Source organism: Streptomyces sp. NPDC004647 (genome assembly GCF_040609575.1).
Lineage (GTDB): Bacteria > Actinomycetota > Actinomycetes > Streptomycetales > Streptomycetaceae > Streptomyces.
Map to the genome: position 1 here is coordinate 85005 of NZ_JBEXKU010000011.1, position 24842 is coordinate 109846.

A 24842-nucleotide genomic window follows, 5' to 3' on the forward strand; every position below is an offset into this window, starting at 1 on the left:
CCCAGGACGCGGCGGAACGCGTATGGGACCGGGCGCCGACCACGCACCAAGACCGCAGGCCGTGTTGGCCGTGTTGGCCGACCCGTAGGCACACGGCGGGTCGAGCCTCTCCCGGACGGTTCGGTGCCGCGGCGGGCGACAGCGGTACGGGTCCCCGCGGATTGGCCCAGGTCACGACAGTTCGCCGGGCAGACGCAATCTTCACTCGTACGAGTGAAGAGTCAGTCCCCCGGCCGGTCAGCGCCGAATGCGGGGTGTGAGCGAAGACCGAGAAGCGACGACGAGCAGTACCCCAGCAGCCCACGCCCGCCGAGCCGGTGGGCCCCGTCGGCTCGGGTTGCCCTGGGGGCTGGTTGCCCCGGGGGCGGGGCGCTCAGCGGGCTGCGGGCTTCGCGGCGCCGGCTGTGGCCGAGCCGGTGCCGGTGGCCGCACGCCCGAGCCGAACCGGTGCCGGTGGCCGCACGCCCGAGCCGAACCCGGTCACCACGGAGGGCGATGCCCGAGGCTACCCGCCCTTGGTCCCGCCGACCCCGTGCTCCGTGGCGATCTGCTCGATGCGATGGGCCAGTTCGAGATCCAGCTCGGTCACCTTGTGGCCGACGCTGTGGGTGTTCACCGAGACCTTCAGCTTGTTGTAGGAGAGCGTCAGATCGGCGTGATGGCCCAGGGCATCCTGGACACGGGCGATCTGCCCGACCATGGCCGCCGCAGCGAGGTGCCCCTCGAAGGTGTAAGTCCGCTCGATCCGGTCCCCGGGCGCGGACCAGCCCGGGAGCTCGGCGAGTGCGTCCTCGATCTCTTTGTGCGACAGCGCTTCCGGTGCCATGTCTGCTGCCTTCCGTCCGGTGGATGCCCGATACCCGTACCTCCCAGCCTGCCACCGGGCGGGATCGGTTTCCCGCCAATGTGCTCCCGGGGCGGCAGTTCGCTTCCGAGTCACGAGGGCGGCTTCTATGCTCCTGCGCCGGATGGGATGGTTACCGGCGGTAGCAGGGGGCGGGTATGACGGGCACGGATCACAGTGATCGCACGGATCGTACGGGCAGCACAAGACGCACCTTCGTCGCCGGGGCGGCCGCGGCGGGCGGAGCCGTGGCCGCCTTGGGCGGCACGGCGGCCGCAGCGCCCCGCCGGAGCAAGGCCGGGCAGTCCGTGGCCGTGCTCGGCGGCGGCGTCGCGGGCCTGACGGCGGCGCACGAGCTGGCGGAGCGCGGCTTCGCGGTCACCGTCTACGAGAAGAAGGCACTGGGCGGCAAGGCCCGCAGCATGGATGTGCCGGACAGCGCCAAGGGCGGGCGCAAACCGCTGCCCGGCGAGCACGGCTTCCGTTTCATCCCCGGCTTCTACCAGAACCTCCCCGACACCCTGCGCCGTATCCCCTTCCCCGGCAATCCGAACGGCTGCCACGACAACCTCGTCGCGTCCACCGAGGTGATGCTGGCGCGGACCGGCCGCGAGGACATCCGGCTGCCCTTCGCCACGCCCGGCACCCCGCCCGGCCCGCTCACCCCCGACGACCTGGTCCGCATCGTCAAGGGTCTGCTCATCACGGCCTGCAACCTTCCCGCGCACGAGGCCGCGTACTTCGCCGGCCGCGTCCTCGTCTTCTTCACCAGCTGCGACAAGCGGCGGCTGGACGACTGGGAGCGCACCCCGTGGTGGGAGTTCCTCAAGGCCGAGAAGATGTCGAAGGACTATCAGCAGCTGCTGGCCATCGGCATCACCCGCAACATCGTCGCCACCAAGGCCGAGGTGGCCAGCACCAAGACGGTCGCCAACTGCATGGAGGCGTTCCTGCTCAACCTCCTCGGGCGGGGCGCGGACGGCGAACCCGACCGGGTGCTCAACGCGCCGACCAACGAGGCCTGGATCGACCCGTGGGTGATGCATCTGCGCGGTCTCGGCGTACGGTTCGAGGTCGGCGCCGCGGTCGAGGACCTGCCGTACGCGGACGGGCGCGTCACCGGAGCCGTCGTGCGGACGCCGGACGGCGCGCGCCGTACTGTCACCGCCGACCACTACATCTGCGCGATGCCCGTCGAACACGCCAGGAAGGTGTGGGGCAAGCAGCTGCGGGCCGCCGACCCGCAGCTGGGGCGGGCCGACACGCTGGAGACGGACTGGATGACCGGAATCCAGTTCTATCTGACCGAGCCGACACCGGTGATCCACGGCCATGTCAACCATCTCGACTCGCCCTGGTCACTGACGTCCGTCGGCCAGGCGCAGTACTGGAAGAACCGGGACTTCCCCACCGACTACGGCGACGGACAGGTCCGCGACTGCTTCTCCGTCGACATCTCCGAGTGGGACCGGCCCGGCATGTTGTACGGCAGGACGGCCAAGCAGTGCACCCGCGATGAGGTCGCCCGCGAGGTGTGGGCCCAGCTGAAGGCCGCGCTCAACGACACCGGCCGTACGGTGCTGCGCGACAGCACGCTCCACTCGTGGTTCCTCGACCCGGCGGTGGACGGCATCGGCACGCCGGATCCGCGCAACGACGAACAGCTGCTCATCCACCCGACGGGCACCTGGTTCAACCGGCCGACCTCCCGTACGAAGATCCCCAATCTCTTCCTGGCCGGTGACTACGTCGCCGTGGACATCGACCTGGCGACGATGGAGGGCGCGAACGCCGCCGCCCGGCAGGCGGTCAACGCCCTGCTGGACGCCGCCGGTTCGGCGTCCCCGCGATGCGCCGTCAAGCCGCTCTACCGCGCTCCGGAGTTCGAGGGGCTCAAGCGCCATGACGAGTTCCGGTACGGGCTCGGTCTGCGCAACGCCTTCGACCTGAGCTGAAGCGCCGGCGGCCCCGGCGGTCGACTACTTTCGGGAGCATGAGTGAAGTCGCTGCCGCTGCCGGTACCACTCGCGGCTCCGGGGCCGGGGCCGGGGCGGGTGCCGGAGCGGGCTCCGATGCCGGTGCGGGGCCGCTGCTGCGCGGCTGGCGGAAGCGGCGGCGGATCAGCCGGCTCGAGCTGGCGCTGCACCGGTGGAGGGCGAGCACGCACGGAATTCAGCTACGAACCGGACTCGGCGGCGGCCCCTCAGCCGATCCGCTCAGCCGGTTCAGCCGGTACAGCCGGTACAGCCGATCTGCTCAGCCGATCCGCTCAGCCGGTTCAGCCGGCTCGTCCGGGGCCGTCAGCGGAACCTCCGGACCGGACGCCTCATGGAGCCAGCGGCGCAGGACCTCGTGGACCTGCTCCGCGCCGGCCAGTTCCACGTCGTCCGCCACCGGCGGCGTCAGTTCCACCGGCCAGAGCAGGAAGGGCCGCGCCTGGTCCCCGCCCAGGCCGCCGTGGGAGCCGATCTGCTCCTCGAAGGCGTACACCTCACCCGTCGCCGGGTCGTACGCGGAGTTCACCATGATGTCCGCCGCGTGCGGAAAGCTCGCTGAGCGCCGTACGGTCCCCTCCGCTTCCGGGCCGAGGCACGCGAGAGGGTTCTCGGCCCCCTCCCCCACCAGCTCCCCCGTTTCGAGCCGGAGTTCGGCCCCGTCGGCACCCAGCACGACCGGTCCGTGCTCCACGCTCCGTACGAGGACGAAGCCCACGCCCGGGTGCTCCGCCAGCGTCCGCAGCAGCGCCGGGTTCCGGGCGTCGATGTCCTCGCGGCTCACCCGGCCGGGCAGTTCGGGGAAGGTGACGAGGCCGAGGTTGCCGGATCCGAGAACGAGCGGGCCGTTGGCACGGGTGCGCCGCAGCCGCTGGCCCTCCTTCTCCGGACGGTGCAGCGCCGCGCGCGCCGCGGCCCGCGCCTCGGCGCCGCTCGTCGACCTCCTGGCCCGGCGCGACACGGGGAGCCCGCACCCGGCCCGTACGAGGTCCTGGAGCGTCAGGCCGTACGTGTCCGCGAAGGTCGGCCCGGGGCTCTGCCCGTGGTCGGAGAGCAGCACGATCCGGTACTCGCGCGGTGCGTGCTCGGCGACCTTCGCCATCAGCTCGATACTGCGGTCGAGTCGGGCCAGGACCTGCTCGGCGTCGCGGCTGCGCGGCCCCGAGTGGTGCGCGACCTCGTCGTAGCCGACCAGATCGGCGTAGACCGCCCTGCGTCCGGCGAGCATGTCGCCGACAACCGCCGCCACGACGACGTCCCGCTCGACGACGGTCGCGAAGGCACGGAGGAAGGGGTACAGCCCGCCCCGCTTGATACGCGGCTCGTCACGCCGTACCCGCGCACGTATCGACTGGACGATCTCGCGGACCACTTCGGCGATGAACGAACCGGCCGTACGCGTCGCGTTCGCGGGGTCGGAGAAGTAGGCGAAGTAGCCCGCGCGGGAACGGTTCTCCTTCTCCCGCCGGGCGGCCACCGACAGCACGAGCGCGAGTTGCTCCGCGCCGCCGCTGAAGAGGTTCCCGCGGCTCGCCCCGTCGCCCGCCAGCAGCCCGGGGCCACCCGTGCGCGCGATCGCCCGGCGCTGGAGCTCGGCGACGCTGGTGGGCCGGCTGCACACCATGACCTCGCCGGTCTCCTTCTCGTACCAGCGGAAGGCGGGCACATCGAAGTTCGAGCCGTGCAGGATGCCGAGCTGGCTGGCACCGGTCTGGCTGGACCAGTCGGTGCGCCAGGGGGTGAGCCGGTGACTGCCGGAGTCGCACCAGCCGGCGACCGTCCCCATGAGCGGCGGCTTCGGGCGCCCGTCGGCGGCGCCCGGACGCTCGCATACGGCGGCGGCCAGGATGTCGTGGCCGACCCCGTCGAGCTGCAGGAACACGGTGCCGGGCGCCCTCGACTGCCCGAGGCCGTCGTCCCCCCGCCGTCGGCGCCGGTCGGCCAGCCGGTACAGCCGCCGCCGGTACGCGCCGTCGTCGCGCACGGCGAGGGCCGTACTGGTCGCGGAGGCGACGGCCGACATGACGGCGGCGACCACGACAGCCGTCTCGGGCGCGACCTCGCCGCGCTGGTCGGGTACGAGCTGCAGAGCGACCAGCAGCACGGAGCCGTTGAGGAAGAAGACGAGCAGCCCGAGCACGAAGGCGGGCACGAGCAGCAGGGCACGTACGAGCGCGGGCCACACCAGGGCGCTGAGCAGGCCGAAGGCCCCGGCGCCGAGGGCGGCGGTGATGGCGATACGGGTGGCGCTGTCGCCGTCGGCGGACTGCAGCCGGAAGTCGGGGAGGACGGCGGCGAGCACGAGCATTGTCAGCGTGCTCGCTCCCCAGACCACGAGCACCCGCAGCAGGGCCCCGCCCCCGGCCCGCCATCTGCCTCCGCACACGGCGATCTCCCGCCTCGCGTATCCACCCGCACCGGGCATGCGGGCGCGCTCTCCAGCGTGGCACACGCGGATGACGGGTCCGGAGCGCGGAGGACAGTGCCGTGGGCGCCCTGATGGAGGCCCGCACCCGGTCGGCCGGAGGCCGGGGAGCTTCGCAAGGCGCGGAGCCGACCCCGTACTTGGGTGTCGTGCCGAAAGGGCGACCGATCGCTCGGACGACCGATGACGGCGCAGTCCGGGGCTCCTCCCGGCCCCAGGCTGGGGAGTGCCGTGCCTCGGAGCGCTCCCCGGCGGGAACGGCGGTTCAAGCCGTAGGCTCGAGGTACGCGCGCGTGCGTGCGCAAGTGCGTCGCGAGCGGCGGGAGGTGACGTGCCGGTGGAGATCACCTGGTGGGGGCATGCCACCGCGACGGTCGCGGACTCCGGGGTCCGGGTTCTCACCGATCCCCTCTTCGCCCAGCGGCTGGCCCATCTGCGGCGGCGCCGCGGGGCGCTCCCGCCGCCTGAGGCCGCCCTCGCGGACGTCGCTCTCGTCTCACATCTGCACGCCGACCACCTGCACCTGCGCTCGCTGGCACGGCTGCCCCCCGGCACCCTTTTGCTCGTGCCGCGCGGTGCGGCGCGGGCCGTGCCGGGTCTGCGGAGGCTGGTGACCGACTACGGGCTCCGTGTCACCGAGGTCGCCCCCGGCGACGAGGTACGGGTGGGTGAGGTCCTGGTACGCGCCGTCCGGGCGGCGCACGACGGTCGGCGGCTGCCGTACGGACCACACCGGTCGCCCGCGCTCGGCTATGTGGTGCGGGGCGAGGCGAGGACGTACTTCGCGGGCGACACCGGCCTGTTCGAGGAGATGGCCGCCGAGGTGGGGCCCTGCGACGTGGCGCTGCTGCCGGTCGGCGGCTGGGGTCCGTACCTCGGCTCCGGGCACCTCGACGCCTCGCGCGCGGCGCAGGCGGCGGCGCGGCTGGCCCCGCGCAGCGCGGTTCCGGTGCACTACGGCACGTACTGGCCGCTCGGGATGGACGCGATCCGGCCGCATGAATTCCACGCTCCGGGCGAGGAGTTCGTACGGCACGCGGCGCGGCTGGCGCCCGAGGTGACGGTGCACCGGCTGGGTCACGGGGAGAGCGTGCGGCCGGAGGCCGCTCGGTGATCCGCGATGTGGTGCGCGATGTGCTGGTCTCGGTGCCGCCGGAGTCGACGCAGCAGGCGGTGGGCTATCCGTCGCTGTTCCTGCTGATCGTCCTCGGGTCGCTCGTGCCGGTGGTGCCGACGGGTGCCCTGGTCAGCTCGGCGGCCGTGGTGGCCTTCCATCAGACGGCGCCGTTCTCGCTGCTGGTGGTCTTCGGGGTGGCGGCGTCCGCCGCGCTCCTCGGGGACATCGGCCTGTACTGGCTCGGCCGCCGCGGCGTGCGGTCGAAGAACGGCTCGCGCTGGCTGGAACGGCTCCGGGGGCGGGCCGAGCCGGACCGGCTGGAGACGGCGCAGCGGAAGCTGGACAAGCACGGAGTGATGGTGCTGGTGCTCTCCCGGCTGATCCCGGCGGGCCGGATTCCGGTGATGCTGGCATGCCTGCTCGCGCGGATGCCGATGCGTCGGTTCGTCCGGGGGGATGTGCCGGCCTGCCTGGCCTGGGCGGCGGCGTATCAGTTGATCGGGATCGTGGGTGGCTCGCTGTTCAGCAAGCCGTGGGAGGGCGTGCTGGCGGCGGTGGTGCTGACCGTGCTGATCGGCGCGGCCCCGGCGGTCTGGCGGCGGGCGTCGACCCACCGGGTCAGCGGGGGCTGACCCGGCGCCGGCTCAGCGGCGTGGTCGGGACTGACCGTGCGTCGGCCCGTCTGGGCGCCGGGGTGACCGAGCGCCGGCTCAGCGGCGTGGTCGGGACTGACCGTGTGTCGGCCCAGCGGGGCGGTCGGGGCGGCCGCGCGGCGACTCACCCGTCAGCCGGGGCGGCCGCGCGGCGGCTGACGACTCACCCCGTCAGCCGGCGCTGAGGACCCGGGACCCCCCGACCGGGAGGTCCCACAGGTCTTCCCACGGACGGCCCGCTGCCAGCCAGGCCGCGCGGACGCGGGTGATCGGCTCCAGCGGCGGCTCGGCCGAGAGCAGAAACGTCGCCCAGTGCATCGGTGCCATGGCCCGCGCGCCGAGGTCCGCGCAGGCCTGGACCGCCTCCTCCGGGTCGGTGTGCACGGGGTGGAGCAACCAGCGCGGGTCGTACGCCCCGATCGGGAGGAGGGCCAGATCGATGTCGGGATAGCGGCGGCCGATCTCCGCGAACCAGTGTCCGTAGCCCGTGTCGCCCGCGAAGTAGACCCGCCGGTCCCGGCCGTCGGTGAGCACCCAGCCTCCCCACAGCGAACGGCAGGTGTCGGTCAGGGTGCGCTTGCTCCAGTGGTGGGCCGGCACGAAGTCGAAGCGCACGCCCCCACCTCTCGAGGGCAGCTTCACCGCCTCCCACCAGTCGAGTTCGGTGACGTTGGTGAAGCGGCGGCGACGGCACCACGCGCCGAGGCCCGCGGGCACGAAGAGGTGGATGTCGCGGGGCAGCCGCTTGAGGGTGGGGGCGTCGAGGTGGTCGTAGTGGTTGTGGCTGATGACCACCGCGTCGATCTTCGGCAGGTCCTCCCAGCGGACGCCGACGGGCGTGACGCGCTCGGGCGTACCGAGGATGCGGCTGGACCACACGGGGTCGGTGAGAACGGTGAGCCCTCCGATACGCAGCACCCAGCTGGCGTGGCCGGCCCAGGTGACGGCGACGGCCCTGGCCCCGGCTCTGGGCAGCGGCCCGGGCTCGAACGGCAGCTGCGGAATGTCGCGCTGCGCCGCGTCGGGGGCGGGGCGCATACCACCGTCGCGGGCGATCCGGGCGAGCGCGCGTACGCCGGGCAGCGGAGCGGTGAGCCGGTCGGCGAAGGAGCGGGGCCAGGCCCGGGTCTCCCTAAGGGGGCGCGGCTCGGCGAGGGGGGAGCGCTCGGTCTGTTCCGTCATCGCGGGGCTCCGTTCGGGCGGGACGGGCGCGCAATGCCTTGCGCGCCCGCCTTCAACAGGTCATTCGCCGGATCGCTCATCGTCGTTCAGCTCTGCGAAGGCCGATCCGAACAGCCTCAACGCCTCTTCCACATGCGGCAATTCCAGCGGGTCCGGAGCGGTGAGTGTCCGAAGCCGCTGCTCGTCGGACGGGCCCAGTAGCAGGCCGGTGGACAGGCGTACGCGGAGCGAGTCCGGCCCGTCACCGAAGCGGTGGCCGCCGGGTACGGGCTCGCCGAGCCGGCGGGAGAGGTGGTCCTCGAGCTCGACGGAGTCGGTGATGCCACGGGCTGCGAGGGCTGGGAACAGGGGGTCGAGGTCGGCGTAGAGCTGGCTGCCCGCCTGGGGCGGTCGGCACAGGGCCCCGGCGCCGGTGACGGTTCGGTGGATGGCTGCGGCGAGGCGGCCGTGCAGCCGGGCGGCGGCGGCGACGCGGGCGGCGACCGGCCCGGGCTCGGTGAGGGCGTGGGCCACTACGGCGGCGACGGGCCCGGCAAGCACGGACCGCAGCCCGGCCAGCGCGTCGAGCGTGGCGGCGTGCAGCTCGCCGCCGTGCCAGGTGCCCGGGAAGCGGGCGATACCCGCGGGCCAGCCGGGCGGTACGAGGCCGGCGCCCAGGTCGGCGATGACGACGACATGCTGCGGGAGCATCTCGGCGGGGCTCAGCAGCACGCTGCTGACCGGGTCGTGGAGCGTGTCCCGGTAGGTCTCGTCGCTGACGATCAGCAGTCCTTCGCCGATGGCGGCCTCACAGGCCTCGTGCATCAGCTCGGGCGGTGGGACGGTCCCGCAGGGGTCGTCGGCGACGGACAGCAGCAGCACCCGCGGGTCACCGCCCTCCTCGCGGACGCGGCGTACGGTCTCCAGCAGCGCGAAGGGGTCGGGGACGCCGCCGCACTCGGCGGGGACGGGCGCGTGGTAGGCGGCGCGGCCCAGCAGCCGGGCCTGCGGGGTGTACCAGGGGGCGCAGGGGCGGGTGAGCAGCACATCGCCACCGGTCGCGGCGAGCAGTGCGAGGAGGAGTGGCTGGGCGCCGGGTGCGGCGGCGACGTGGAAACTGTCGGTCGGCAGACCACGGCGCGACCAGTAACCGCAGGCCGCCTCGAGGACGGCCGTCCCGCCACCGGCAGGCTCCGGCTCCGCCCCGGCGGCGGCTCCCAGCCGCTCCGCGAGCTCCGGCAGGACCGGCAGCCCGGGGGCGGATACCGGCGGCCCGAACGGCGCCGGCCCGCGGCTCATCGGCGCGGTCGGCTGCATCCGTACCTCACCTCCGAGGTCGATCCGCCCCCTGCTCATGCCCTTTATAGGCGCGGTATCCCACCTTCGCAGATCACCCGGTGGCGACAACGGGGCGACACGTACCCGGCGGGTGGCCGCCGGGTACTACAGGCAGGGACGGGGCAGGGACAGGGCCGGCGCGGGCCAGCCGGGCCGGGGCGGTGGTCTGGCATGGGCGGGCCCGGCCGAGCAGCAGCGGATACCGTGTGACCATGGCCGAGTCGTCGGAGTTCGGGGCGGAGCTGTCGGACTTCCGCAGCCGGGTCGAGGAGTTGCGGTCGGCCCGTTCGCTGCCGCCCGAGGAGCGCATCGCCGCCCTCGACGCGGCCCTGTTCGAGCTCCAGCATGTGGCCGACGTCCTGTGGCCCCGCTTCGAGGAGCTTGCTGCTGCCGCCAAGCGCAACGGCGCGCGGCGGGACGAGCCGGAAGTACGGCTACTGCGCGGCCTGTTCCAGCGACTGCCGCTGCCGGTCGCGCTGGTGGACCACACCACTGTGGTGCGTCGGCTCAACGTGGCCGCGACCGAACTGTTCGGCATGCGCTCCGGCTACGCGACCGGGCGCGCCCTGACCGGTCTGCTCGCCCACGACTGCCGGGCCGCATTCCGTTCCCAGGTCGCGGCGGTCGCCCGGGGCGAGGGCGACCGCAGTCTGGACGTGCGGCTCCTGCCCGAAGAGGGTGCACGCCCCCGGGCGGGCGAGACGCTGCGGGCCACGCTCGCGGCCCTGCGACCGCCGGGCGAGCCACGGCCGGCCGTACTCGCCGTCTTCCAGGACGCAGCGGGCACCGGACCGCCCGCCTCCGCGTCCGCCTTCCCCTCCGCGTCCGCCTTCCCCTCCGCGTCCGCATCCCCGTCCCCGTCCGCCTCCCCCTCTGCCCGCGCCTCCGGCTCCGAATCCACGGGCTCGCCCGCGCCCGGGTCCCCGGGGCACGCCCGCCGTCCGGCCGAACCGGAGGCCCGGGTTTCCAAGGCGCCCCGCCCGGACCTGGCCGAGGTGTCCCGTAACGCCCTGCTGATGGACCTGATCGACGACATGGCCGCCGAGCTGCTGCGGGTGGAACCGGTGGGCAGGGAAGCCGTACTCGAAGGCGCGGGCCGGCTGCTGCAAGGCCGCTTCGCGGACTGGGTGATCGCCGATCTCGCCGACGGGCAGTCCGGGGACGACTTCGGCGGCTGGCCGCTGCGCCGGATCGCCGTCCTCGGCCCCGATCCCGGGCAGGAGGCCGCCCTCGTAGCCCAGGACCCGGCTGACTGCCCATTGGTGGTCGACGCGGTCCGTGACAGCGTCTCGGCGCTGCGCGTACGCCCCGACGACCCGGACGCGTTCGGCCGGGACGCCTCCGGGGCCTCCGTACTCGTACGGGCCCAGGTGACCTCGCTGCTGTGCGTACCGCTGTGCCTGCCGGCCGACTGCGGGGTGCAGACGCCCGCGCTGGGGGTGCTCACGCTCTTCCGGACCGGTGGGCGGCGGGCGTTCGAGATGGCGGAGGCGGGGGTGGTGGACCGGATGTCGCGGCACCTCGCGATGGCGCTGCGGCAGGCCGGGCGCCGGGCCCGGCCCCTCGAGGGCCGGTGACTGAGGGGCGTACGGGAACGCGCGTCCGTCCGTGCGCGGTCAGCCCGGCGTACGGAACCACACATCCGTCCCGCGCGATCAGCTCGCGACCGGCGTACGGAACCGCACGTCCGTCGTCCCGCGATCAACTCGCGTCCGCCATCACCTGGTCGCACAGCGACGCGCAGGTCCGGCTGATCAGCCGGGAGACATGCATCTGCGAGATGCCCAGCTGCTCGGCGATCCGGCTCTGCGTCATGTCGCAGAAGAAGCGCAGGTACAGAATCTGCTGCTCACGCTCGGGCAAGGTGCTCAGCTTCGGTTTGATCGCCTCACGGTCGACAACCAGGTCATAGCCGTCCTCCTGGTCGCCGAGGGTGTCGGCGAGGGAGTAGCCGTCCTCCGAGCCCGGCAGCTCCGCGTCCAGGGACAGCGGGGTGTAGCTGTCCAGGGCCTCCATACCGAGCCGGACCTCCTGCTCGGTCATGCCCGTGTGGTCCGCGATCTCCCGGACGCTGGGACCGCGCCCGTCGAGGGAATGGGAGAGCTCGCGGTGGGCGGCCCGTACCCGGTTGCGCAACTCCTGGACCCGGCGGGGCACATGGAGCCCCCACATGTGGTCGCGGAAGTGGCGCTTGACCTCGCCGACGACGGTCGGTACGGCGAAGCTCTCGAAAGCCGTGCCCCGGGCCGGGTCGTAGCGGATCACGGCCTTGACCAGGCCGAGGACCGCCACCTGCTGAAGGTCTTCAAGGGACTCCCCGCGGTTGCGGAACTGCCGGGCCAGCCGCTCGGCCATCGGTATCCACGCCTCGACGACGTGCCGGCGCAGGGCTTCCTTCTCCGGCCCGTCGGGCAGGTGGGAGAGTTCCTGGAATTCGGCCGAGGTATCAGGTGCGTCGTCGTGCGGGTGCTTCGCTGAGGGGCGCTTGGCCTGTGCGCGTACGGTCGTCATGACTGACAGCTCCCAGGACGGCGGATCTGTTTCTCACCGCAGGAGCACACGCGCCGTGACGGACCGGGGCGCACGGAGGCAGAGCCGACTGCTCCCGCGGGCGTGCCTCCGGTCCGAAGCACGTGTCTCGCTTGCCCCTCGGTCCTTGGACGAAACTCGCACCGGGTCAGGTCGGCCGAGCCACGCCGGGACCGAACGGGTCTTCCTTCACGTTAGCCATCCCCGGCCCCGCCCGCACCCGGCCAGGGCCCCGACTGTTCTTCCCGGCGTCCGCAGCGCAGCATCCCCCGGGCCTTACAGCGCACCCGGGCCTTACAGCGCACTGGCGGGACCGCAAGCCGTCGCTTGCGGTCCCGCCAGTGCGCTGAACGTCAGCCGGGCCAGGTGCCGGTGATGCGGCGGACGCCGGTGGCGCTGCCGCGTTGGATGGTGGCCCGTACGCCGGCGCCGATCGCGCCCTGCAGAGCCGCCGCGGGGAGCACCTCGCGCCAGCGGCGGTCCTCATCGGTGGGCTCCGGGGTGTCGTCCTCGCCCGCGACGACCTTCCATACCCGTTTGAAGATCGCGCCCGCGATCATGCCGCCGATCAGGCCGAACAGCATGGACAGCAGCTTGAAGAGCAGTTTGCCCACGGCTCAGCGCCTCCTGGCGCCGGGATGGGCAACGGCGCTGTGCCTGCCGCGCAGCACCATCACCGCGGCCAGTACGAGCAGCCCTCCGACGACGGCGACGGGGGCCGGACGGCGCCGTCCTGTCTCCGCGGCCCGTGAGGCGGCCGTACGCACCTGCTCCGGCGTCTTATCGTGCACCAGGTGGGCGGCGTGGCTGGCAGTGTGCTGCATCTGGTCCCTGACCTCGGCTGCCCTGTGCTGCGCACGGCCCTTCACATCGGCCTTGGCCGCCAGTTCCTCCACCGTGGCGCCCAGCCGTTCGCGGGCCTCGGCGACCTGGCCGCGCAGTTCCTCGGGGGTCTTGGTCATCGGTGTGCCCTCTCCTTGATCTCTTCGACATCGGCCTTGACCGCGCTGATCGTCTCCTCGGGCATCAGCGGTGACGCCCGGTGGGTCTGCCCTCTGGCGAGCATCGCGAGGATCGAGGCCAGCACGAACAGCGCGCCGGCCATGATCAGCGCGGCGGCCCAGATGGGCAGCTCCAGCGCGATGGCGGCGATACCGGCGGCCACGAGTGCCTGCAGTGCGAGCAGGACCGTGATCGCGGCGCCGCCGTACAGTCCGCCGCCCCGCCCGGCCCGCTTGCCCTTCCTGGCCATCTCGGCCTGGGCGAGCCGCAGTTCGCTCCGTACGAGGTCGGACAGCTGTTCCGAGGCCTGCTTGACCAGCTCCCCCACCGGCTTGCCGGCGGTCGCGGCGGCTCGGTGGCCGTTGGGGTGGGTACGGGCGGTGTGCTCGGTGGCTTGCCCGGTGCGTTCCCGCGCGTCGGTCGTGTCGGTCACCTTTCCTCGCCTCCCTCATGTGCCGTGAACCTTCGGGCGAACCTGTGGACCCTGATCAGCCGCCGGTCCGGGCGGCCGTGTGGTGCCGACGGCGTCAGCATCAGTTCCTCGTATCGGCCCAGTGCCAGCACGACCCCGAGCATCGCTATCGGCATGAGTACGGCGACCAGCACCGCCATGGCCCTGTCCTTCCCTGGGGACCCGTATCGGCTCCGGCGGAGCGCTACGGGCCTTCGGGCCGGGTGACCCTCCGCGCCGAGGTCAAACGTCCGCGGGCGGTCTCACCGAGCCGGACCGCTCAGGAGCCATGGGCGGAATGGGCGGTGCCGGTGCCAGTGGCGGCGCCCGTTCCCGTGCCGCCGGCTGTGTGGCCGCCCGTGCCGCCCGAGGATTCGCAGGAGTTACGGGCCCGCGCCCCCTCCCGCGTCCGGGTCCTCGCCACCTGCCGCTCCGGATGCCGCCGCAGGTACTCCCCCTCCAGTTGCGCCATCCGGGTGTTGTGCGCCGCGAGGGCGTCCGGCGACCCGTACAGCAGCGTCTCGTGACGGGTCCGGTGGATCGTCGCGAGCTCCTTGATGAGCTGTGGTTCGTCCAGCGCGGCCGGGTCGACGCCGCCGCCCCGCCGCTCGCTGTCGGCCATGGGGCACTCCCTTCGATCACCCGCGTGGCCTGCCCGGCCACGCAGCGCAGCCGTGTTGCTGTCCGATCGCCGGGTACCCGCTATGGACGACCGCCAACAGATCCGCAGGGATCAGTACGGAGACCCAGCATGGAGCGAGGAAGCAACCGGCTCAATGTGCACCGGGACGACGAGATGAAGCATGAGCTGCAGGGCCTGCTGCGGTCCGGGCACCCCACCCGGGCCGAGGAGTGGCACGACCCGGAGCCGGGCGCGGACGACGACCCCGAGATCACCGTGGGTCCCGTCCCGCAGCGGGCGGAGGCCGCCGAGGCGGAAGCACTCCGCTTCGAGCTGGCCCGGCACCTCGCCCGTACGCCGTTCCCCGCCAAGCGACGGGAGCTGGTGCGCACGCTGGAGGAGCGGCACGCCCCCGACCGGCTGATCGACATCGTCGGCGAGCTGCCGCCGGAGGACACGTACGCCAATGTGCAGGAGATGGTCACGGCGCTGGGCCGGAGCACGCGCGCGTAGGCGGCAGCACGCGCGCGTAACGGCGTTCGCGACGCCGCACGGTGCGAACTCGCACGGTGCGGCGTCGCATAGTGCGGCGCGCCAGGGGTACAGCGGGTTGCGGCACCCACCCCGCGTTCCCCACACACTCCGTTCCCGAAGCGGACAGACGTACGAGAGAAGGCGAACAGCCATGGCCCAGTACGTGAGGGATGTCATGACCCCGGCCGTGACATCCGTACGGCCCGACGCCTCGCTGGTCGAAGCGGCAGAGCTGATGCGGACCCAGGACATCGGGGACGTACTCGTCGCCCAGGACGGCGCGCTGGTCGGGATGCTCACCGACCGGGACATCACGCTGCGCGCCGTCGCCGAAGGCGTGGATCCGCTGACGGTGAGCGCCCAGTCCGTGTGCACCCCCGCGCCGGTGACGGTCCGTCCGGACGATCCGGTGTCGACCGCCGCGGCCCTGATGCGCACGCACGCCGTGCGGCGGCTGCCGGTCGTCGAGGACGGCCACCCGCTGGGCATGCTGAGCATCGGGGACCTCGCCCAGGAGCAGGATCCGGACTCCGCGCTGGCCGACATCAGCCGTGCGGCGCCGGACCGCTGGCCCGGCACTTCGGTCACATGACCGGAGCGGTCATTGCCTGACCGGCAGCGGGTAAGTGGTTGTGCATGGATGATCTGATCAGGTACCGCCTCCGCCGCCGGCTCAGCGCACGGGACCGGTCGGTCTTCGATCTGGTGGCCTCCCGGCACTGGCCAGGAGCGGAGAACGTGCTGCCCAGGCTGAGCCGGAGCGCCAACCACGGTCTGCTGTGGTTCGGCATCGCGGCCGGCATGTGGGCCGTCGGCAGCCCCAGGGGGCGGCGGGCGGCGGCGCGCGGTGTCGCTTCGCTGGCCCTCGCCTCCGCCACGGTCAACACCGTCGGCAAGCGCTCGGTGGGCCGGGCGCGCCCGGGGATCGAGTCGGTGCCGCTGATACGGCAGTTGGCACGCCGGCCGCACACGACGTCCTTCCCCTCCGGACACGCGGCGTCCGCGGCGGCCTTCGCTGTGGGCGCCGCCCTCGAATCGCGCCGCTGGGGCGCCGTGCTGGCGCCTGTCGCCTTCTCCGTGGCGTTCTCCCGTGTCTACACGGGCGTCCACTATCCGAGCGATGTGGTGGCGGGCGCGGCGCTCGGCGCGGGCGCGGCGTACGCGGTACGCGGACTCGTACCGTCCAGGACCCAGCTCCCGCCGCCCGCCAGGCCGCGCACCGACGCGCCCGCCCTGCCCGGGGGCGACGGCCTGGTCGTGGTGGTCAACCCCTCGTCGGGGGCGCAGCCCACGGTGACCGATCCGGTGCGGCAGGTGCGGGCGGCGCTGCCCAAGGCGGAGGTCGTCCTCTACACGGAGGAGGCCGGACCGCTGCCGAAGGTACTGGCGGAGGCGGCGCGGGAGGCCGCGCGGCGCGGCGGCGCGCTCGGTGTGTGCGGCGGCGACGGGTCGGTGAACGCGGCCGCGGCGGCAGCGCTGTTGCACGACGTGCCGCTCGCCGTCCTACCGGGCGGGACGTTCAATCACTTCGCCGTCGACCTCGGACTGGAGACCGTCCAGGACGCGTGCGACGCGGTGGTCGCCGGCAGCGCCGTGCGGGTCGACGTGGGCCGGCTGGTCCCGGAGGCGCGGCGTCCCGGCGAGGGGCCGGAGCCCGTGTACTTCCTCAACACCTTCAGCATCGGCTCGTATCCGGAGCTGGTACGGGTCCGGGAGCGCTGGTCGCCCAGGCTGGGCGGGCCGGCGGCGAGCCTGCTCGGGGTGCTCCATGTGCTGCGTACGTCCCGGCCGGTCACGGTCCGGGTGAACGGGCGACGGCGGTCGGTGTGGCTGCTGTTCGCGGGCAACGGGGCCTACCGCAGCGTCGGCGTCGCACCGGTGCGCCGCTACGACCTGGCGGACGGGCTGCTGGACGTCCGTATCGCGCACGGCGGCCGCTTCGCCCGGACGCGGCTGCTGGCGGCGGCGCTGACGGGGGTGTTGCGGCGCTCCCCGGTGTACGCGGCCACCCGCCCGCAGCGGATCCGGATCTCCGGGCTGGCCCAGGGCACGCACATGGCGTACGACGGCGAGGTGGCTCCGGCGCCTCCGGCATTCCTGATCGACAAGGCCGAGGAGGCTTTGACGGTCTACCGCCACACACCGGGCTGACGCGTGCTGCGGGCTGATCGCGGGCTTGATGCCGGGCTGACACATGCTGACACCACTGGTGGCAGCTCACACGTGCTGACACCGGCTGATGACGGCTCACACGAACTCCGACCGGCTCGGGCCGTGCCTCGGCCGAGCCGGAGCCGGCCGGAGCCACTGTCCTGCCCATCCCGGCCACAGGCCCTTCCCCCCATCGGACATGACCACATCGTGATACGCATCTCTCGCAATGCGAGACGACCGCGTAGGCTGCGGATACCTGCTGACGCACCGTCGAGAGGGGTTCCGCCATGCCGGAGAAGGCCGCTGTCTACACCCATGGGCACCACGAGTCCGTGCTCCGCTCGCACCGTTGGCGCACGGCCGCCAACTCGGCGGCCTATCTCCTCGGCGAGCTGCGCCCGGGACTGTCCGTACTGGATGTGGGATGCGGGCCGGGCACCATCACCGCGGACCTGGCGGATCTGGTCGCCCCCGGCCAGGTGACCGCGGTGGACGCGGAGCCGGACATCCTGGGGCAGGCCCGGTCCGCCGTCGACGAACGCGGCCTGCACAACGTCCGGTTCGCGACCGCCGATGTCCAGGACCTGGCCTTCCCCGACGGCTCGTTCGACGTCGTCCACGCGCATCAGGTGCTCCAGCATGTGGGCGACCCGGTGCGCGCGCTGACCGAGATGCGGCGCGTCTGCCGGCCGGGGGGAATCGTCGCGGCGCGCGACTCCGACTACGCGGCGATGACCTGGTATCCGGCCGTGCCCGGCCTGGACGACTGGCGGGACCTGTACGAGCGGGTGGCCCGCGCGAGCGGCGGCGAACCGGACGCGGGACGCCGGTTGCTCTCCTGGGCCGGCCGGGCCGGCTTCACCGACGTCAGGGCCACCGCCGCGACATGGTGCTACTCGACGCCCGGGGAGCGCGCGTGGTGGAGTGGGCTGTGGGCGGACCGTACGACCGGATCGGCGTACGCGCGACGAGCGGTGGAGGGCGGGCACGCCACGCACGCGGACCTGCGACGGATCGCGGAGGCGTGGCGGGAGTGGGGCTCGGCGGAGGACGGCTGGTTCGCCGTCCTGCACGGCGAGGTGCTGTGCAGGCTCCCCCTGGAAGCATGATCCGTCGGCGCAACGCCGCTCGTCGGCGCGACGCCGCTGTGCTTCCGTGACAGCCGTACGACGGGCGACGCGAACTCCCCGCACCGAGGAACGCCAAGGGATTTGTCCGTTTTCCCAATAGCCGGAATCTTATTGGTTGACCTGCGCACAGGCACGGACGAGCATCTCCTCAATCGCCCAGGGATACAGCGATGAGGAGCCGTGAAAAAATGAAGGCAGTACGTTTGCACAATTACCACGAGCGGCCAGTTGTCGAGGAGGTTCCGGAGCCAGAGATTGTTTCTCCACTGGATGTCGTAGTGGAAATTGGGGGCGCGGGTCTGTGCCGTACCGATCTCCACGTCGTCGAGGGCCAGTGGAATGAGAAGTCCGGCGTGGAATTGCCGTATACGATCGGGCATGAAAACGCCGGATGGATCCGCCGAATCGGTTCCGGAGTTTCCAACCTGGAGGTCGGTGACGCCGTCATCATCCATCCGTTGATCACCTGCGGCCTGTGCCGGGCATGCCGCTCGGGGGATGACGTGCACTGCTCGGCCGGCGCGTTCCCGGGAATCGACTGCGACGGCGGAATGGCGGAGCTGATGCGCACCACCGCCCGCTCGTGCGTGAAGCTCGACCCCGGTCTGCGCCCCGCCGATGTGGCCGCTCTGGCCGACGCGGGCCTCACCGCCTACCACGCCGTACGCAAGGCGCTGCCGCTGCTGTACCCCGGCGCCGTTGTCGTCGCCATCGGCGCGGGCGGGCTGGGGCACATCGGGGTCCAGTGTCTGGCTGCGCTCACCGCCGCGGAGATCATCGTGGTCGACACCTCCGAAGCGGCACTGAGCCTCGCCGGGACGCTGGGCGCGCACCACACCGTGGATGCCGGCGGCGACCCGGTGGCGGCGGTCAAGGAGCTCACTTCCGGCCAGGGCGCGCATGTGGTCATCGACTTCGTCGGCGAGCGGGGCACCGAATCGCAGGGCATCGCCATGCTCCGCAGAGCGGGTTCCTACTTCGTCGTCGGGTACGGGGGGCATGTGAACGTCCCCACCATCGACATCATCTCGGCGGAGATCAATGTGGTCGGCAATCTGGTCGGCAGCTACAACGACCTCGACGAATTGATGACGCTCGCCGCGCAGGGAAAGGTGGCGCTGGAGACCACGGCGTATCCCCTGGATGCGGTGAACCGCGCAATGGACGATCTGGAGCACGGACGTCTGCAGGGCCGGGGAATCCTGGTTCCCGGCGCATGAGTACGCCGGCGGGCCCCATGGCGACGAACAGTTTTCCACAGCGGCTCTTCGCCGAATTCCTCGGCACCGCGTTTCTCGTTTTCCTCGGCGTCGGTTCGGTCCCCGCCACGCTGATGTTGCAGGAGAGCGGGAAGACCAGCTTCACCATGGCCGATATGGGCATGATCGCCTTTGCTTTCGCCATGGCGGTCGTGGCCGCCGTGTTCGCGATAGGGCATATCTCCGGCTGCCATATCAACCCGGCGGTGACCCTCGCCCTGGCGGCGACCGGCCGAGCCGCCCGGCGGGAGGTCCCCGGCTACGTCCTGGCCCAGTGCGCGGGGGCGGCCGTCGGCGCGGCGGCCATCGTCGCCGTACTGGGGACACGGGCGGTGCGCCTGGGTCTCGGCGTGGCCTCGTACGCAGCACCGACGTCCGCCTCCCAGGCGTTCTTCGGTGAAGCCCTGGGCACCTTCATCCTGGTCTTCGTCGTCTTCGGCGTCATCGACCAGCGGGCCCCGGGTGGCTTCGCCGGACTCCCCATCGGATTCGCCGTCTTCGCGATCGCGGTCGCCGTGGGCCCGGTCACCGGTGCCGCGCTCAACCCGGCGCGGACACTCGGGCCGCTGGTCACCGCCGCGCTGTGGGGCGGGACGGTCGACTGGTCCCAGCTCCCCGTCTATCTCCTGGCGCAGATAGTCGGAGGTCTGCTGGCCGGACGCACGTATGTCGTGGTGAGCAGGCTCCGTGCGATCCCGGCCTGACTGTTAGCTTGGCAGACCGGCCGTCGCGGGCCCACCACGGCGGCCGGCCTGTCGGGCCGGACCCTGCGGCCCTGGAAGGGACGATCATGGATGGCAAGGAGCGGTACGCGGCCGACGCCCACGACCTGCTCGGCTCGGTGCGGCGCGCGCTGATGGTCCTGGAGGTGGTGGCCGCCGCCGGGGACGGGATCGCCGCGAAGGCCGTCGCCCGCCGCCTGGGACTGACCCTGCCCACGACCTACCGGCTGCTGGGCACCCTTGTGCACGACGGCTACCTGGTCCGTCTCAACCACTCCCGCGGCTACGGGCTGGGTTACAAGCTCACCGACCTGCACCGCCGGCTGTGCCAGCAGCTCGAGGTGACCCCCGGTGTCTCGGGTGTGCTCCACCAGATCCACCAGGACTGCGCAGCCCCCGCCTACTACACCGTCTTCCGGGACGAGACCATCGTCGTCGCCGAGGTCGTGGACTCGGCCGCGGCTCCGCGGGCAGAACCGCTCGGCATCGGCTTCCACGAGGCTCCCCACGCCACAGCCTTCGGGAAGGTCATGCTCTCGTCCATGTCGGCCGCACGGCGACGGGACTATCTGCGGGAGCAGGGGCTGACCGGTCTCACCGCTTCCACCATCACCGCGCCCCATGTCCTGGACGGGCATCTGCGGGAGGTGCGGTCGTCCGGTGTGGCCGTCGAGGTGGAGGAGTTCATGCACGAGGTGTCGTGCGTGGCCGCCCCGGTGTTCGACAACGGCGGGGAGGTGGCGGGAGCCGTCGCCACCTCTGTCCCCGCCGAGCTGTTCGCGCCGCGCCGCCGGCAGTTGGAGGCCACCGTACGGGCCGGGGCCGCCCGCGTCTCCCGGCTGCTCGCGGCCGGCGCCGCGACCAGCTGAGGAGGCGGGCAGGTAGGTACTAGGCTCGTTCGTATGGAGATCTTGGGAACGTCACTGCGGGTCTGCGTCGACGACATCGAGGCCGCGGTCGGCGTCTATGAGCGGTTGACCGGCAGCGAGGCTCTGCGGTTCGAGCGGAGCGGTGTCTCCGTCGCGGCGGTGGGGGCCTTTCTGCTGATGAGCGGGCCGGAGAGCGAGCTGGAGGTGCTGCGGAAGGTCGTGGCCACCATCGCCGTGAAGGACGTCGACGAGGCACATGCCGTGCTGACCGAGGTGGGTGCCCAGATCATCGTGGGCCCGCTGCCGACGCCGGTGGGCCGGAACCTGCTGGCCCGCCACCCCGACGGCTCGGTGTTCGAGTACGTCGACCGTGGCGGGCCAGCTTCCTGACGGAACGTCAGATATCAGGGGCCGGGAATTCGGCCGGACAACGGGCGTCAGACATCAGGTGTCAGATGTCAGGTGTCAGGAGCCGTGCGTCAGGAGCCGTGCGTCAGAACGGGCTCGGTCCGGCGTCAGGACACCGTGAGGACGATCTTTCCGCGCGTACGGCCTTCCTGGCTGAGCCGGAACGCCTCGGCGGCCTCCGCCAGCGGAAGTTCCTTGTCGATGTGGACCGTGAGCTTTCCGTCGTCGGCGAGTCGGCCCAGCGCGGTGAGGTCGTCGGTGTCGGGGCGGACGAAGATGTAACGGCCGCCGGACGCCGCGATCTCGGGGTCGATGATGGAGGCGACCCGCGACGGGGACCCGGTGAGGGTGAGCGAGTCCCTGATGGCGTCACCGCCGACGAAGTCGAGCGCCGCCTCCACGCCTTGGGGAGCCAGCGCCCGCACCCGGTCGACGAGCCCGTCCCCGTACGTCACCGGCTCCGCGCCGAGCGACCGCAGGAAGTCGTGGTTGCGCTCGCTCGCCGTGCCGATCACCCGGGCTCCCTGGGCGACGGCGATCTGGACGGCCTGCGAGCCCACGCCGCCCGCCGCCGCGTGCACCAGCACCGTGTCGCCCTTGCCGACATCCGTCGCGCGCAGCGACTGATAAGCGGTCAGCCCGGCCAGCGGGAGGCCCCCGGCCTGCGACCAGTTGAGGGCGGCAGGCTTGCGGGCGAGCGTGCGGACGGGCGCGGCCACCAGCTCGGCGTAGGTGCCGACCTGCACATGGTCCTGCCGGTTGTAGGCGATCACCTCGTCGCCGGGGGCGTACTCGGTGACGGCCGGGCCGACCCCCTCCACCACACCGGCCACGTCCCAGCCGGGGATGAGTGGGAAGTGGACGTACAGGAACGGGTCGAGATACCCCGCGGTGACCTTCCAGTCCACCGGGTTGACTCCGGCCGTCCTGACACGGATCAATACGGTGTCCGGGCCCACCTTGGGCTCCGGCTGGTCGGTGATCCGAGGGGTCTCGCCGTATGCGTCGATCGTGATTGCCTTCATGTCCGGGCAACGGCGGACCGTAGAAGATCATTCCCCGGTCCGCCGCTTCCGGGCGGATGTCAGCCGGATGGCCTCATGCGGTAGTCGTACCGTTCGGGGAGCGGGTGCTCCGCGCGCGCCCTGGCCCGTACGTCCCCGGTCACCGGCGCATCGCCCGCGACGAGCCGCTCCGCGATCGCGTACCAGGTCTCCTCCAGCGACTCCTCGCCCTCGCGGAGGTCCGCGACCTCGAATCCGCGGTCGAATACGGCACGGGCTGCCGGGGCGTCGCCCTCGGCGAGCAGGATCCGCGCCCGCAGCAGCCGGAACCGGCCACGATCGCGCACAACGGGCCTCAGGCCGTCGCACACGGCACGGGCGTCCGCGGTGCGCCCGACGGCCAGCAGGGCCTCGATCGCCTCCCGGCCGAGTGCGGCCATGGCGGCGGTCCGGGCTGCGCCTCGGCCGGCCGTTCGTACGCCGCTGTGTTCCGCGGCCGCCTCGGGGCCGCGGACGCCCGGTCCGGCCGACTGCACACCGGCCGCATCCGCCGTGCCCGGGACCAGCGGCGCCATAGGCCGGGAAGATGCCTCGGTGGCGGTGGCGGTGGCAGCGCCGACTCCGGTGCCGAGGCTGGAGTCGGCACCGGAGTCGACTCCAGGACCGGTCGCCGCATCCAGGTCCGGACCGTCCCCGGCGGGCCGATCATCAGCTCCGCCGTCCGCCCCCACCAGGTCCCCCACCAGGTCCCCCGCCAGGCGGACCGCTCGCAGCAGCCGGTCGGCCGCGCGTTCCGGGGCGCCGGACTCCTGGTCCGCGACGGCGAGGCACCGCAGCGCCCAGGGGCTCTCCGCCTCGCTCAGCGAGCGCTCCCAACTGCGCGCCGCCTGGGCGCGGTCACCGGCGTGCCACTGCGCGACTCCGAGGTGGTAATCGGCCGACGCACCCGGACGGGCCTCCTCTAGGAGCTCGCGCCAGGCGGGGGCCACCAGGGACGGCCCCGGGTCCGGTGCCGGCAGAGCGAACGGCAGGCTGCCGGTGCGCAACAGATCGAACCAGGGCTGCTGCGCCTCACCGAGTGTGGACTGCTCGAACGGCGTGCCGGGGAGCTCGTACCCGGCACGCGCCACTTCGAGTGCGCCCCAGCCGGAGCCCGTCGCCAGCATCTCCTTCGGCTCGGCGTCGGCGCAGGGAAGCCATGCGGCGTAGGCCGCGTCGACATCGGCGCGCGGCAGGGCGGCTTCGAGGCGCGCCCCGGTCTCGGCGCGGGCAGCATCCCAGTCATCGCCGTGTACGGCAGCCGGGTCGGCGGACAGCGGCCCGTACGCCTCCAGCCAGCTGAATTCGGCGCCCGCCTCCAGCCGTACGTGCTCCAGCTGCGTGCGGGCGAGTCCGGCCTGGATCTCGGCGTAGCCCTCCGTGCCCGGTTCGGTCAGCCACTGCTGCCAGCGGCGCCCGCCCGGCGCCGCACCCCACACGAAGAGCTTGCGGCCGCGCAGCAGGTCGGTGGAGGTCTGCGCGAGCCCGTGGCCGTCCGGGCCCAGCGAGGCGATCCAGCGGCGGGCGCCGTCCGGCACCTCGTAGAAGTAGTCGGCGGGATGCGAGCTGCGCAGCGGATAGCTGCGGTCGGTGCCGTCCCACTCGGGGACGGGCACACGGCGCAGGCTGCGCTCGTAGCCGAAGTGCCAGGCATCCTCGGCGGGGACGAGGACACGGTTGCCCGCGCCGCCTGCGGCGGAGCCGGTGACGTCACCGGTGGCGGCCGAGGTCGCGGCGGCCTCGGGGACAGCGATGTTCGACCACCAGTAGACCGGGACGGGCCGGTCGTGCGGGTTGCGGATCCGCACCCCCACGTGGAGGAAGTCCGACCCGTCGGGCAGCCAGAGGTCGACCTGGAACGGGGTGCCGCGCAGCCGCTCCCACTCCCACAGCCGCAGCATCTCTCCGCCGTCGGGAGCGGGCACACGGGCGGCGTGCAGCGGGGCGCAGGAGAGGGTGGTGTGGCCGGTGGCGCCGATGTTCCACTCGATGCCACCGGAGAACCAGGCGCCGTTGAGTGCGAAGCCGGCGGGCTGGAAGACCGGGTTGCGGTAGAGGAGTTCGCGGCCGTCGGCCTTGTGGACGAGGGAGTGGACGCGGCCACCGAGACCGGGCAGGACCGTGGCCCGGAGCCGGTCGTTCTCGATGACGATCGCCTCGATGTCGGTGGGGCGGCGCTGCCGCCCGTAGCCGTCGAGCAGCCGTACGGGCAGCACGGAGCGCAGCGGCTCGTAGCCGACCTGGCGGGCCATGTCGGCGGGGAGGGCGGCGCTCCCCCCGCCGATGCCGGGGGCCCCGCCCCGCTCGCCGATGCGGTGAAGCTCGTCCAGCGGCCGCAGCGGGGGCAGTGGATTCTCCGGCCCGACGGGCACACCGGGCAGGGTCAGTACGGTCCGTCGCACGCTCATGGGCACGGCAACAACCTCGCTCCCTCGTACGGGCCGCCGCCGATCCGGCGCCCCCCGATGACCATGGAACACGTTCGCGGCCCGGCTGAACAGGCCCGCTCCTGATCAGGGTTGAGCAAAGGCCGCCTCCCGCGGCGGAGTGGACGGCCTCCGGCTGCCTGCCCGGCGCTCGGCACATC

23 protein-coding genes and 1 pseudogene are annotated in these 24842 nt (G+C 72.7%); 12 read left to right on the top strand and 12 right to left on the bottom strand.

Annotated features, from left to right (window positions below; genetic code table 11):
• Positions 1–505: 505 nt before the first annotated feature.
• Positions 506–826, bottom strand: a complete 321-nt coding sequence (locus ABZW18_RS07355; RefSeq protein WP_356183359.1) for a 4a-hydroxytetrahydrobiopterin dehydratase — start codon at positions 824–826, stop codon at positions 506–508.
• A 176-nt stretch (positions 827–1002) separates the two neighbouring features.
• Here ABZW18_RS07355 and ABZW18_RS07360 point away from each other — a divergent pair, with 176 nt between their 5' ends.
• Positions 1003–2799 (top strand): FAD-dependent oxidoreductase, encoded by a 1797-nt coding sequence (locus ABZW18_RS07360; protein WP_356183361.1) that lies wholly within the window; start codon positions 1003–1005, stop codon positions 2797–2799.
• Positions 2800–3100: 301 nt separating this feature from the next.
• Here the strand turns inward: ABZW18_RS07360 and ABZW18_RS07365 are convergent, their stop codons facing one another.
• The gene (locus ABZW18_RS07365; protein ID WP_356183364.1) at positions 3101–5263 is read right to left on the bottom strand and encodes a phage holin family protein; all 2163 of its coding nucleotides are present in this window, start codon (positions 5261–5263) and stop codon (positions 3101–3103) included.
• Between the two features lie 331 nt (positions 5264–5594).
• Here ABZW18_RS07365 and ABZW18_RS07370 point away from each other — a divergent pair, with 331 nt between their 5' ends.
• Positions 5595–6377, top strand: coding sequence for an MBL fold metallo-hydrolase (locus ABZW18_RS07370; RefSeq protein ID WP_356183367.1), 783 nt, complete (start codon positions 5595–5597; stop codon positions 6375–6377).
• Positions 6374–7012: a DedA family protein gene (locus ABZW18_RS07375; protein WP_356183370.1), complete on the top strand. Its 639-nt coding sequence runs from the start codon at positions 6374–6376 to the stop codon at positions 7010–7012. Before ABZW18_RS07370 ends, ABZW18_RS07375 begins: the two co-directional genes overlap by 4 nt.
• 192 nt (positions 7013–7204) lie before the next feature.
• Here the strand turns inward: ABZW18_RS07375 and ABZW18_RS07380 are convergent, their stop codons facing one another.
• Positions 7205–8215, bottom strand: a complete 1011-nt coding sequence (locus ABZW18_RS07380; protein ID WP_356183373.1) for an MBL fold metallo-hydrolase — start codon at positions 8213–8215, stop codon at positions 7205–7207.
• A gap of 60 nt (positions 8216–8275) precedes the next feature.
• Positions 8276–9511 carry an aminotransferase class I/II-fold pyridoxal phosphate-dependent enzyme gene (locus ABZW18_RS07385; protein WP_356183463.1) on the bottom strand — a complete coding sequence of 412 codons (1236 nt, stop codon included), beginning with the start codon at positions 9509–9511 and terminating at the stop codon, positions 8276–8278.
• A gap of 233 nt (positions 9512–9744) precedes the next feature.
• On the opposite strand from ABZW18_RS07385, the gene ABZW18_RS07390 reads away from it, so the two are divergent.
• Positions 9745–11109: a PAS domain-containing protein gene (locus ABZW18_RS07390; RefSeq protein ID WP_356183376.1), complete on the top strand. Its 1365-nt coding sequence runs from the start codon at positions 9745–9747 to the stop codon at positions 11107–11109.
• A gap of 124 nt (positions 11110–11233) precedes the next feature.
• Here ABZW18_RS07390 and ABZW18_RS07395 read toward each other — a convergent pair whose 3' ends face one another.
• The 6 genes and pseudogenes from ABZW18_RS07395 to ABZW18_RS07420 all read right to left on the bottom strand — a co-directional run.
• Positions 11234–12043 carry an RNA polymerase sigma factor SigF gene (locus tag ABZW18_RS07395; protein ID WP_356183379.1) on the bottom strand — a complete coding sequence of 270 codons (810 nt, stop codon included), beginning with the start codon at positions 12041–12043 and terminating at the stop codon, positions 11234–11236.
• Between the two features lie 371 nt (positions 12044–12414).
• The gene (locus ABZW18_RS07400; RefSeq protein ID WP_356183465.1) at positions 12415–12645 is read right to left on the bottom strand and encodes a DUF4235 domain-containing protein; all 231 of its coding nucleotides are present in this window, start codon (positions 12643–12645) and stop codon (positions 12415–12417) included.
• Between the two features lie 33 nt (positions 12646–12678).
• Positions 12679–13023, bottom strand: coding sequence for a DUF3618 domain-containing protein (locus ABZW18_RS07405; protein WP_356183382.1), 345 nt, complete (start codon positions 13021–13023; stop codon positions 12679–12681).
• A complete protein-coding gene (locus tag ABZW18_RS07410) occupies positions 13020–13391 on the bottom strand; it encodes a phage holin family protein (protein WP_356183468.1) in 372 nt (123 codons plus the stop codon). Before ABZW18_RS07410 ends, ABZW18_RS07405 begins: the two co-directional genes overlap by 4 nt.
• A 101-nt stretch (positions 13392–13492) precedes the next feature.
• A complete protein-coding gene (locus ABZW18_RS07415; protein ID WP_356183385.1) occupies positions 13493–13675 on the bottom strand; it encodes a hypothetical protein in 183 nt (60 codons plus the stop codon).
• A gap of 206 nt (positions 13676–13881) precedes the next feature.
• Positions 13882–14136 (bottom strand): annotated as a pseudogene (locus ABZW18_RS07420) (DUF6158 family protein); the annotation flags it as partial.
• Positions 14137–14265: 129 nt separating this feature from the next.
• On the opposite strand from ABZW18_RS07420, the gene ABZW18_RS07425 reads away from it, so the two are divergent.
• From ABZW18_RS07425 to ABZW18_RS07460, 8 genes are all read left to right on the top strand, one after another.
• Positions 14266–14649, top strand: a complete 384-nt coding sequence (locus ABZW18_RS07425) for a DUF2795 domain-containing protein (protein WP_356183387.1) — start codon at positions 14266–14268, stop codon at positions 14647–14649.
• A 172-nt stretch (positions 14650–14821) separates the two neighbouring features.
• Entirely contained in the window at positions 14822–15262 is a 441-nt protein-coding gene (locus ABZW18_RS07430) for a CBS domain-containing protein (RefSeq protein ID WP_356183390.1), read from the top strand.
• Between the two features lie 44 nt (positions 15263–15306).
• Positions 15307–16821, top strand: a complete 1515-nt coding sequence (locus ABZW18_RS07435) for a diacylglycerol kinase family protein (RefSeq protein WP_356183393.1) — start codon at positions 15307–15309, stop codon at positions 16819–16821.
• Between the two features lie 290 nt (positions 16822–17111).
• The gene (locus tag ABZW18_RS07440) at positions 17112–17933 is read left to right on the top strand and encodes a methyltransferase domain-containing protein (protein ID WP_356183395.1); all 822 of its coding nucleotides are present in this window, start codon (positions 17112–17114) and stop codon (positions 17931–17933) included.
• A gap of 209 nt (positions 17934–18142) precedes the next feature.
• Positions 18143–19174 carry an NAD(P)-dependent alcohol dehydrogenase gene (locus ABZW18_RS07445; protein WP_356183398.1) on the top strand — a complete coding sequence of 344 codons (1032 nt, stop codon included), beginning with the start codon at positions 18143–18145 and terminating at the stop codon, positions 19172–19174.
• Between the two features lie 17 nt (positions 19175–19191).
• The gene (locus tag ABZW18_RS07450) at positions 19192–19917 is read left to right on the top strand and encodes an MIP/aquaporin family protein (protein WP_356183401.1); all 726 of its coding nucleotides are present in this window, start codon (positions 19192–19194) and stop codon (positions 19915–19917) included.
• Positions 19918–20003: 86 nt separating this feature from the next.
• Positions 20004–20804: an IclR family transcriptional regulator gene (locus tag ABZW18_RS07455; RefSeq protein WP_356183403.1), complete on the top strand. Its 801-nt coding sequence runs from the start codon at positions 20004–20006 to the stop codon at positions 20802–20804.
• Between the two features lie 33 nt (positions 20805–20837).
• A complete protein-coding gene (locus tag ABZW18_RS07460; RefSeq protein WP_356183405.1) occupies positions 20838–21194 on the top strand; it encodes a VOC family protein in 357 nt (118 codons plus the stop codon).
• Between the two features lie 125 nt (positions 21195–21319).
• On the opposite strand, the gene ABZW18_RS07465 is transcribed toward ABZW18_RS07460, so the two are convergent.
• Together ABZW18_RS07465 and ABZW18_RS07470 are read right to left on the bottom strand one after the other, a co-directional pair.
• Positions 21320–22237: an NADP-dependent oxidoreductase gene (locus tag ABZW18_RS07465; RefSeq protein ID WP_356183408.1), complete on the bottom strand. Its 918-nt coding sequence runs from the start codon at positions 22235–22237 to the stop codon at positions 21320–21322.
• Positions 22238–22296: 59 nt separating this feature from the next.
• Positions 22297–24663: a DUF5107 domain-containing protein gene (locus tag ABZW18_RS07470; protein WP_356183411.1), complete on the bottom strand. Its 2367-nt coding sequence runs from the start codon at positions 24661–24663 to the stop codon at positions 22297–22299.
• Between the last annotated feature and the right edge of the window lie 179 nt (positions 24664–24842).

Bases quoted from the DNA above. Each gene is read 5' to 3' on its own strand.
- ABZW18_RS07460 (WP_356183405.1), top strand. From the start codon at position 20,838: ATGGAGATCTTGGGAACGTCACTGCGGGTCTGCGTCGACGACATCGAG.
- ABZW18_RS07470 (WP_356183411.1), bottom strand. From the start codon at position 24,663: ATGAGCGTGCGACGGACCGTACTGACCCTGCCCGGTGTGCCCGTCGGG.
- ABZW18_RS07450 (WP_356183401.1), top strand. From the start codon at position 19,192: ATGGCGACGAACAGTTTTCCACAGCGGCTCTTCGCCGAATTCCTCGGC.
- ABZW18_RS07435 (WP_356183393.1), top strand. From the start codon at position 15,307: ATGGATGATCTGATCAGGTACCGCCTCCGCCGCCGGCTCAGCGCACGG.
- ABZW18_RS07355 (WP_356183359.1), bottom strand. From the start codon at position 826: ATGGCACCGGAAGCGCTGTCGCACAAAGAGATCGAGGACGCACTCGCC.
- ABZW18_RS07415 (WP_356183385.1), bottom strand. From the start codon at position 13,675: ATGGCGGTGCTGGTCGCCGTACTCATGCCGATAGCGATGCTCGGGGTC.
- ABZW18_RS07385 (WP_356183463.1), bottom strand. From the start codon at position 9,511: ATGCAGCCGACCGCGCCGATGAGCCGCGGGCCGGCGCCGTTCGGGCCG.
- ABZW18_RS07445 (WP_356183398.1), top strand. From the start codon at position 18,143: ATGAAGGCAGTACGTTTGCACAATTACCACGAGCGGCCAGTTGTCGAG.
- ABZW18_RS07430 (WP_356183390.1), top strand. From the start codon at position 14,822: ATGGCCCAGTACGTGAGGGATGTCATGACCCCGGCCGTGACATCCGTA.
- ABZW18_RS07455 (WP_356183403.1), top strand. From the start codon at position 20,004: ATGGATGGCAAGGAGCGGTACGCGGCCGACGCCCACGACCTGCTCGGC.
- ABZW18_RS07400 (WP_356183465.1), bottom strand. From the start codon at position 12,645: ATGCTGTTCGGCCTGATCGGCGGCATGATCGCGGGCGCGATCTTCAAA.
- ABZW18_RS07465 (WP_356183408.1), bottom strand. From the start codon at position 22,237: ATGAAGGCAATCACGATCGACGCATACGGCGAGACCCCTCGGATCACC.
- ABZW18_RS07405 (WP_356183382.1), bottom strand. From the start codon at position 13,023: ATGACCAAGACCCCCGAGGAACTGCGCGGCCAGGTCGCCGAGGCCCGC.
- ABZW18_RS07360 (WP_356183361.1), top strand. From the start codon at position 1,003: ATGACGGGCACGGATCACAGTGATCGCACGGATCGTACGGGCAGCACA.
- ABZW18_RS07425 (WP_356183387.1), top strand. From the start codon at position 14,266: ATGGAGCGAGGAAGCAACCGGCTCAATGTGCACCGGGACGACGAGATG.
- ABZW18_RS07380 (WP_356183373.1), bottom strand. From the start codon at position 8,215: ATGACGGAACAGACCGAGCGCTCCCCCCTCGCCGAGCCGCGCCCCCTT.
- ABZW18_RS07390 (WP_356183376.1), top strand. From the start codon at position 9,745: ATGGCCGAGTCGTCGGAGTTCGGGGCGGAGCTGTCGGACTTCCGCAGC.
- ABZW18_RS07365 (WP_356183364.1), bottom strand. From the start codon at position 5,263: ATGCCCGGTGCGGGTGGATACGCGAGGCGGGAGATCGCCGTGTGCGGA.
- ABZW18_RS07440 (WP_356183395.1), top strand. From the start codon at position 17,112: ATGCCGGAGAAGGCCGCTGTCTACACCCATGGGCACCACGAGTCCGTG.
- ABZW18_RS07395 (WP_356183379.1), bottom strand. From the start codon at position 12,043: ATGACGACCGTACGCGCACAGGCCAAGCGCCCCTCAGCGAAGCACCCG.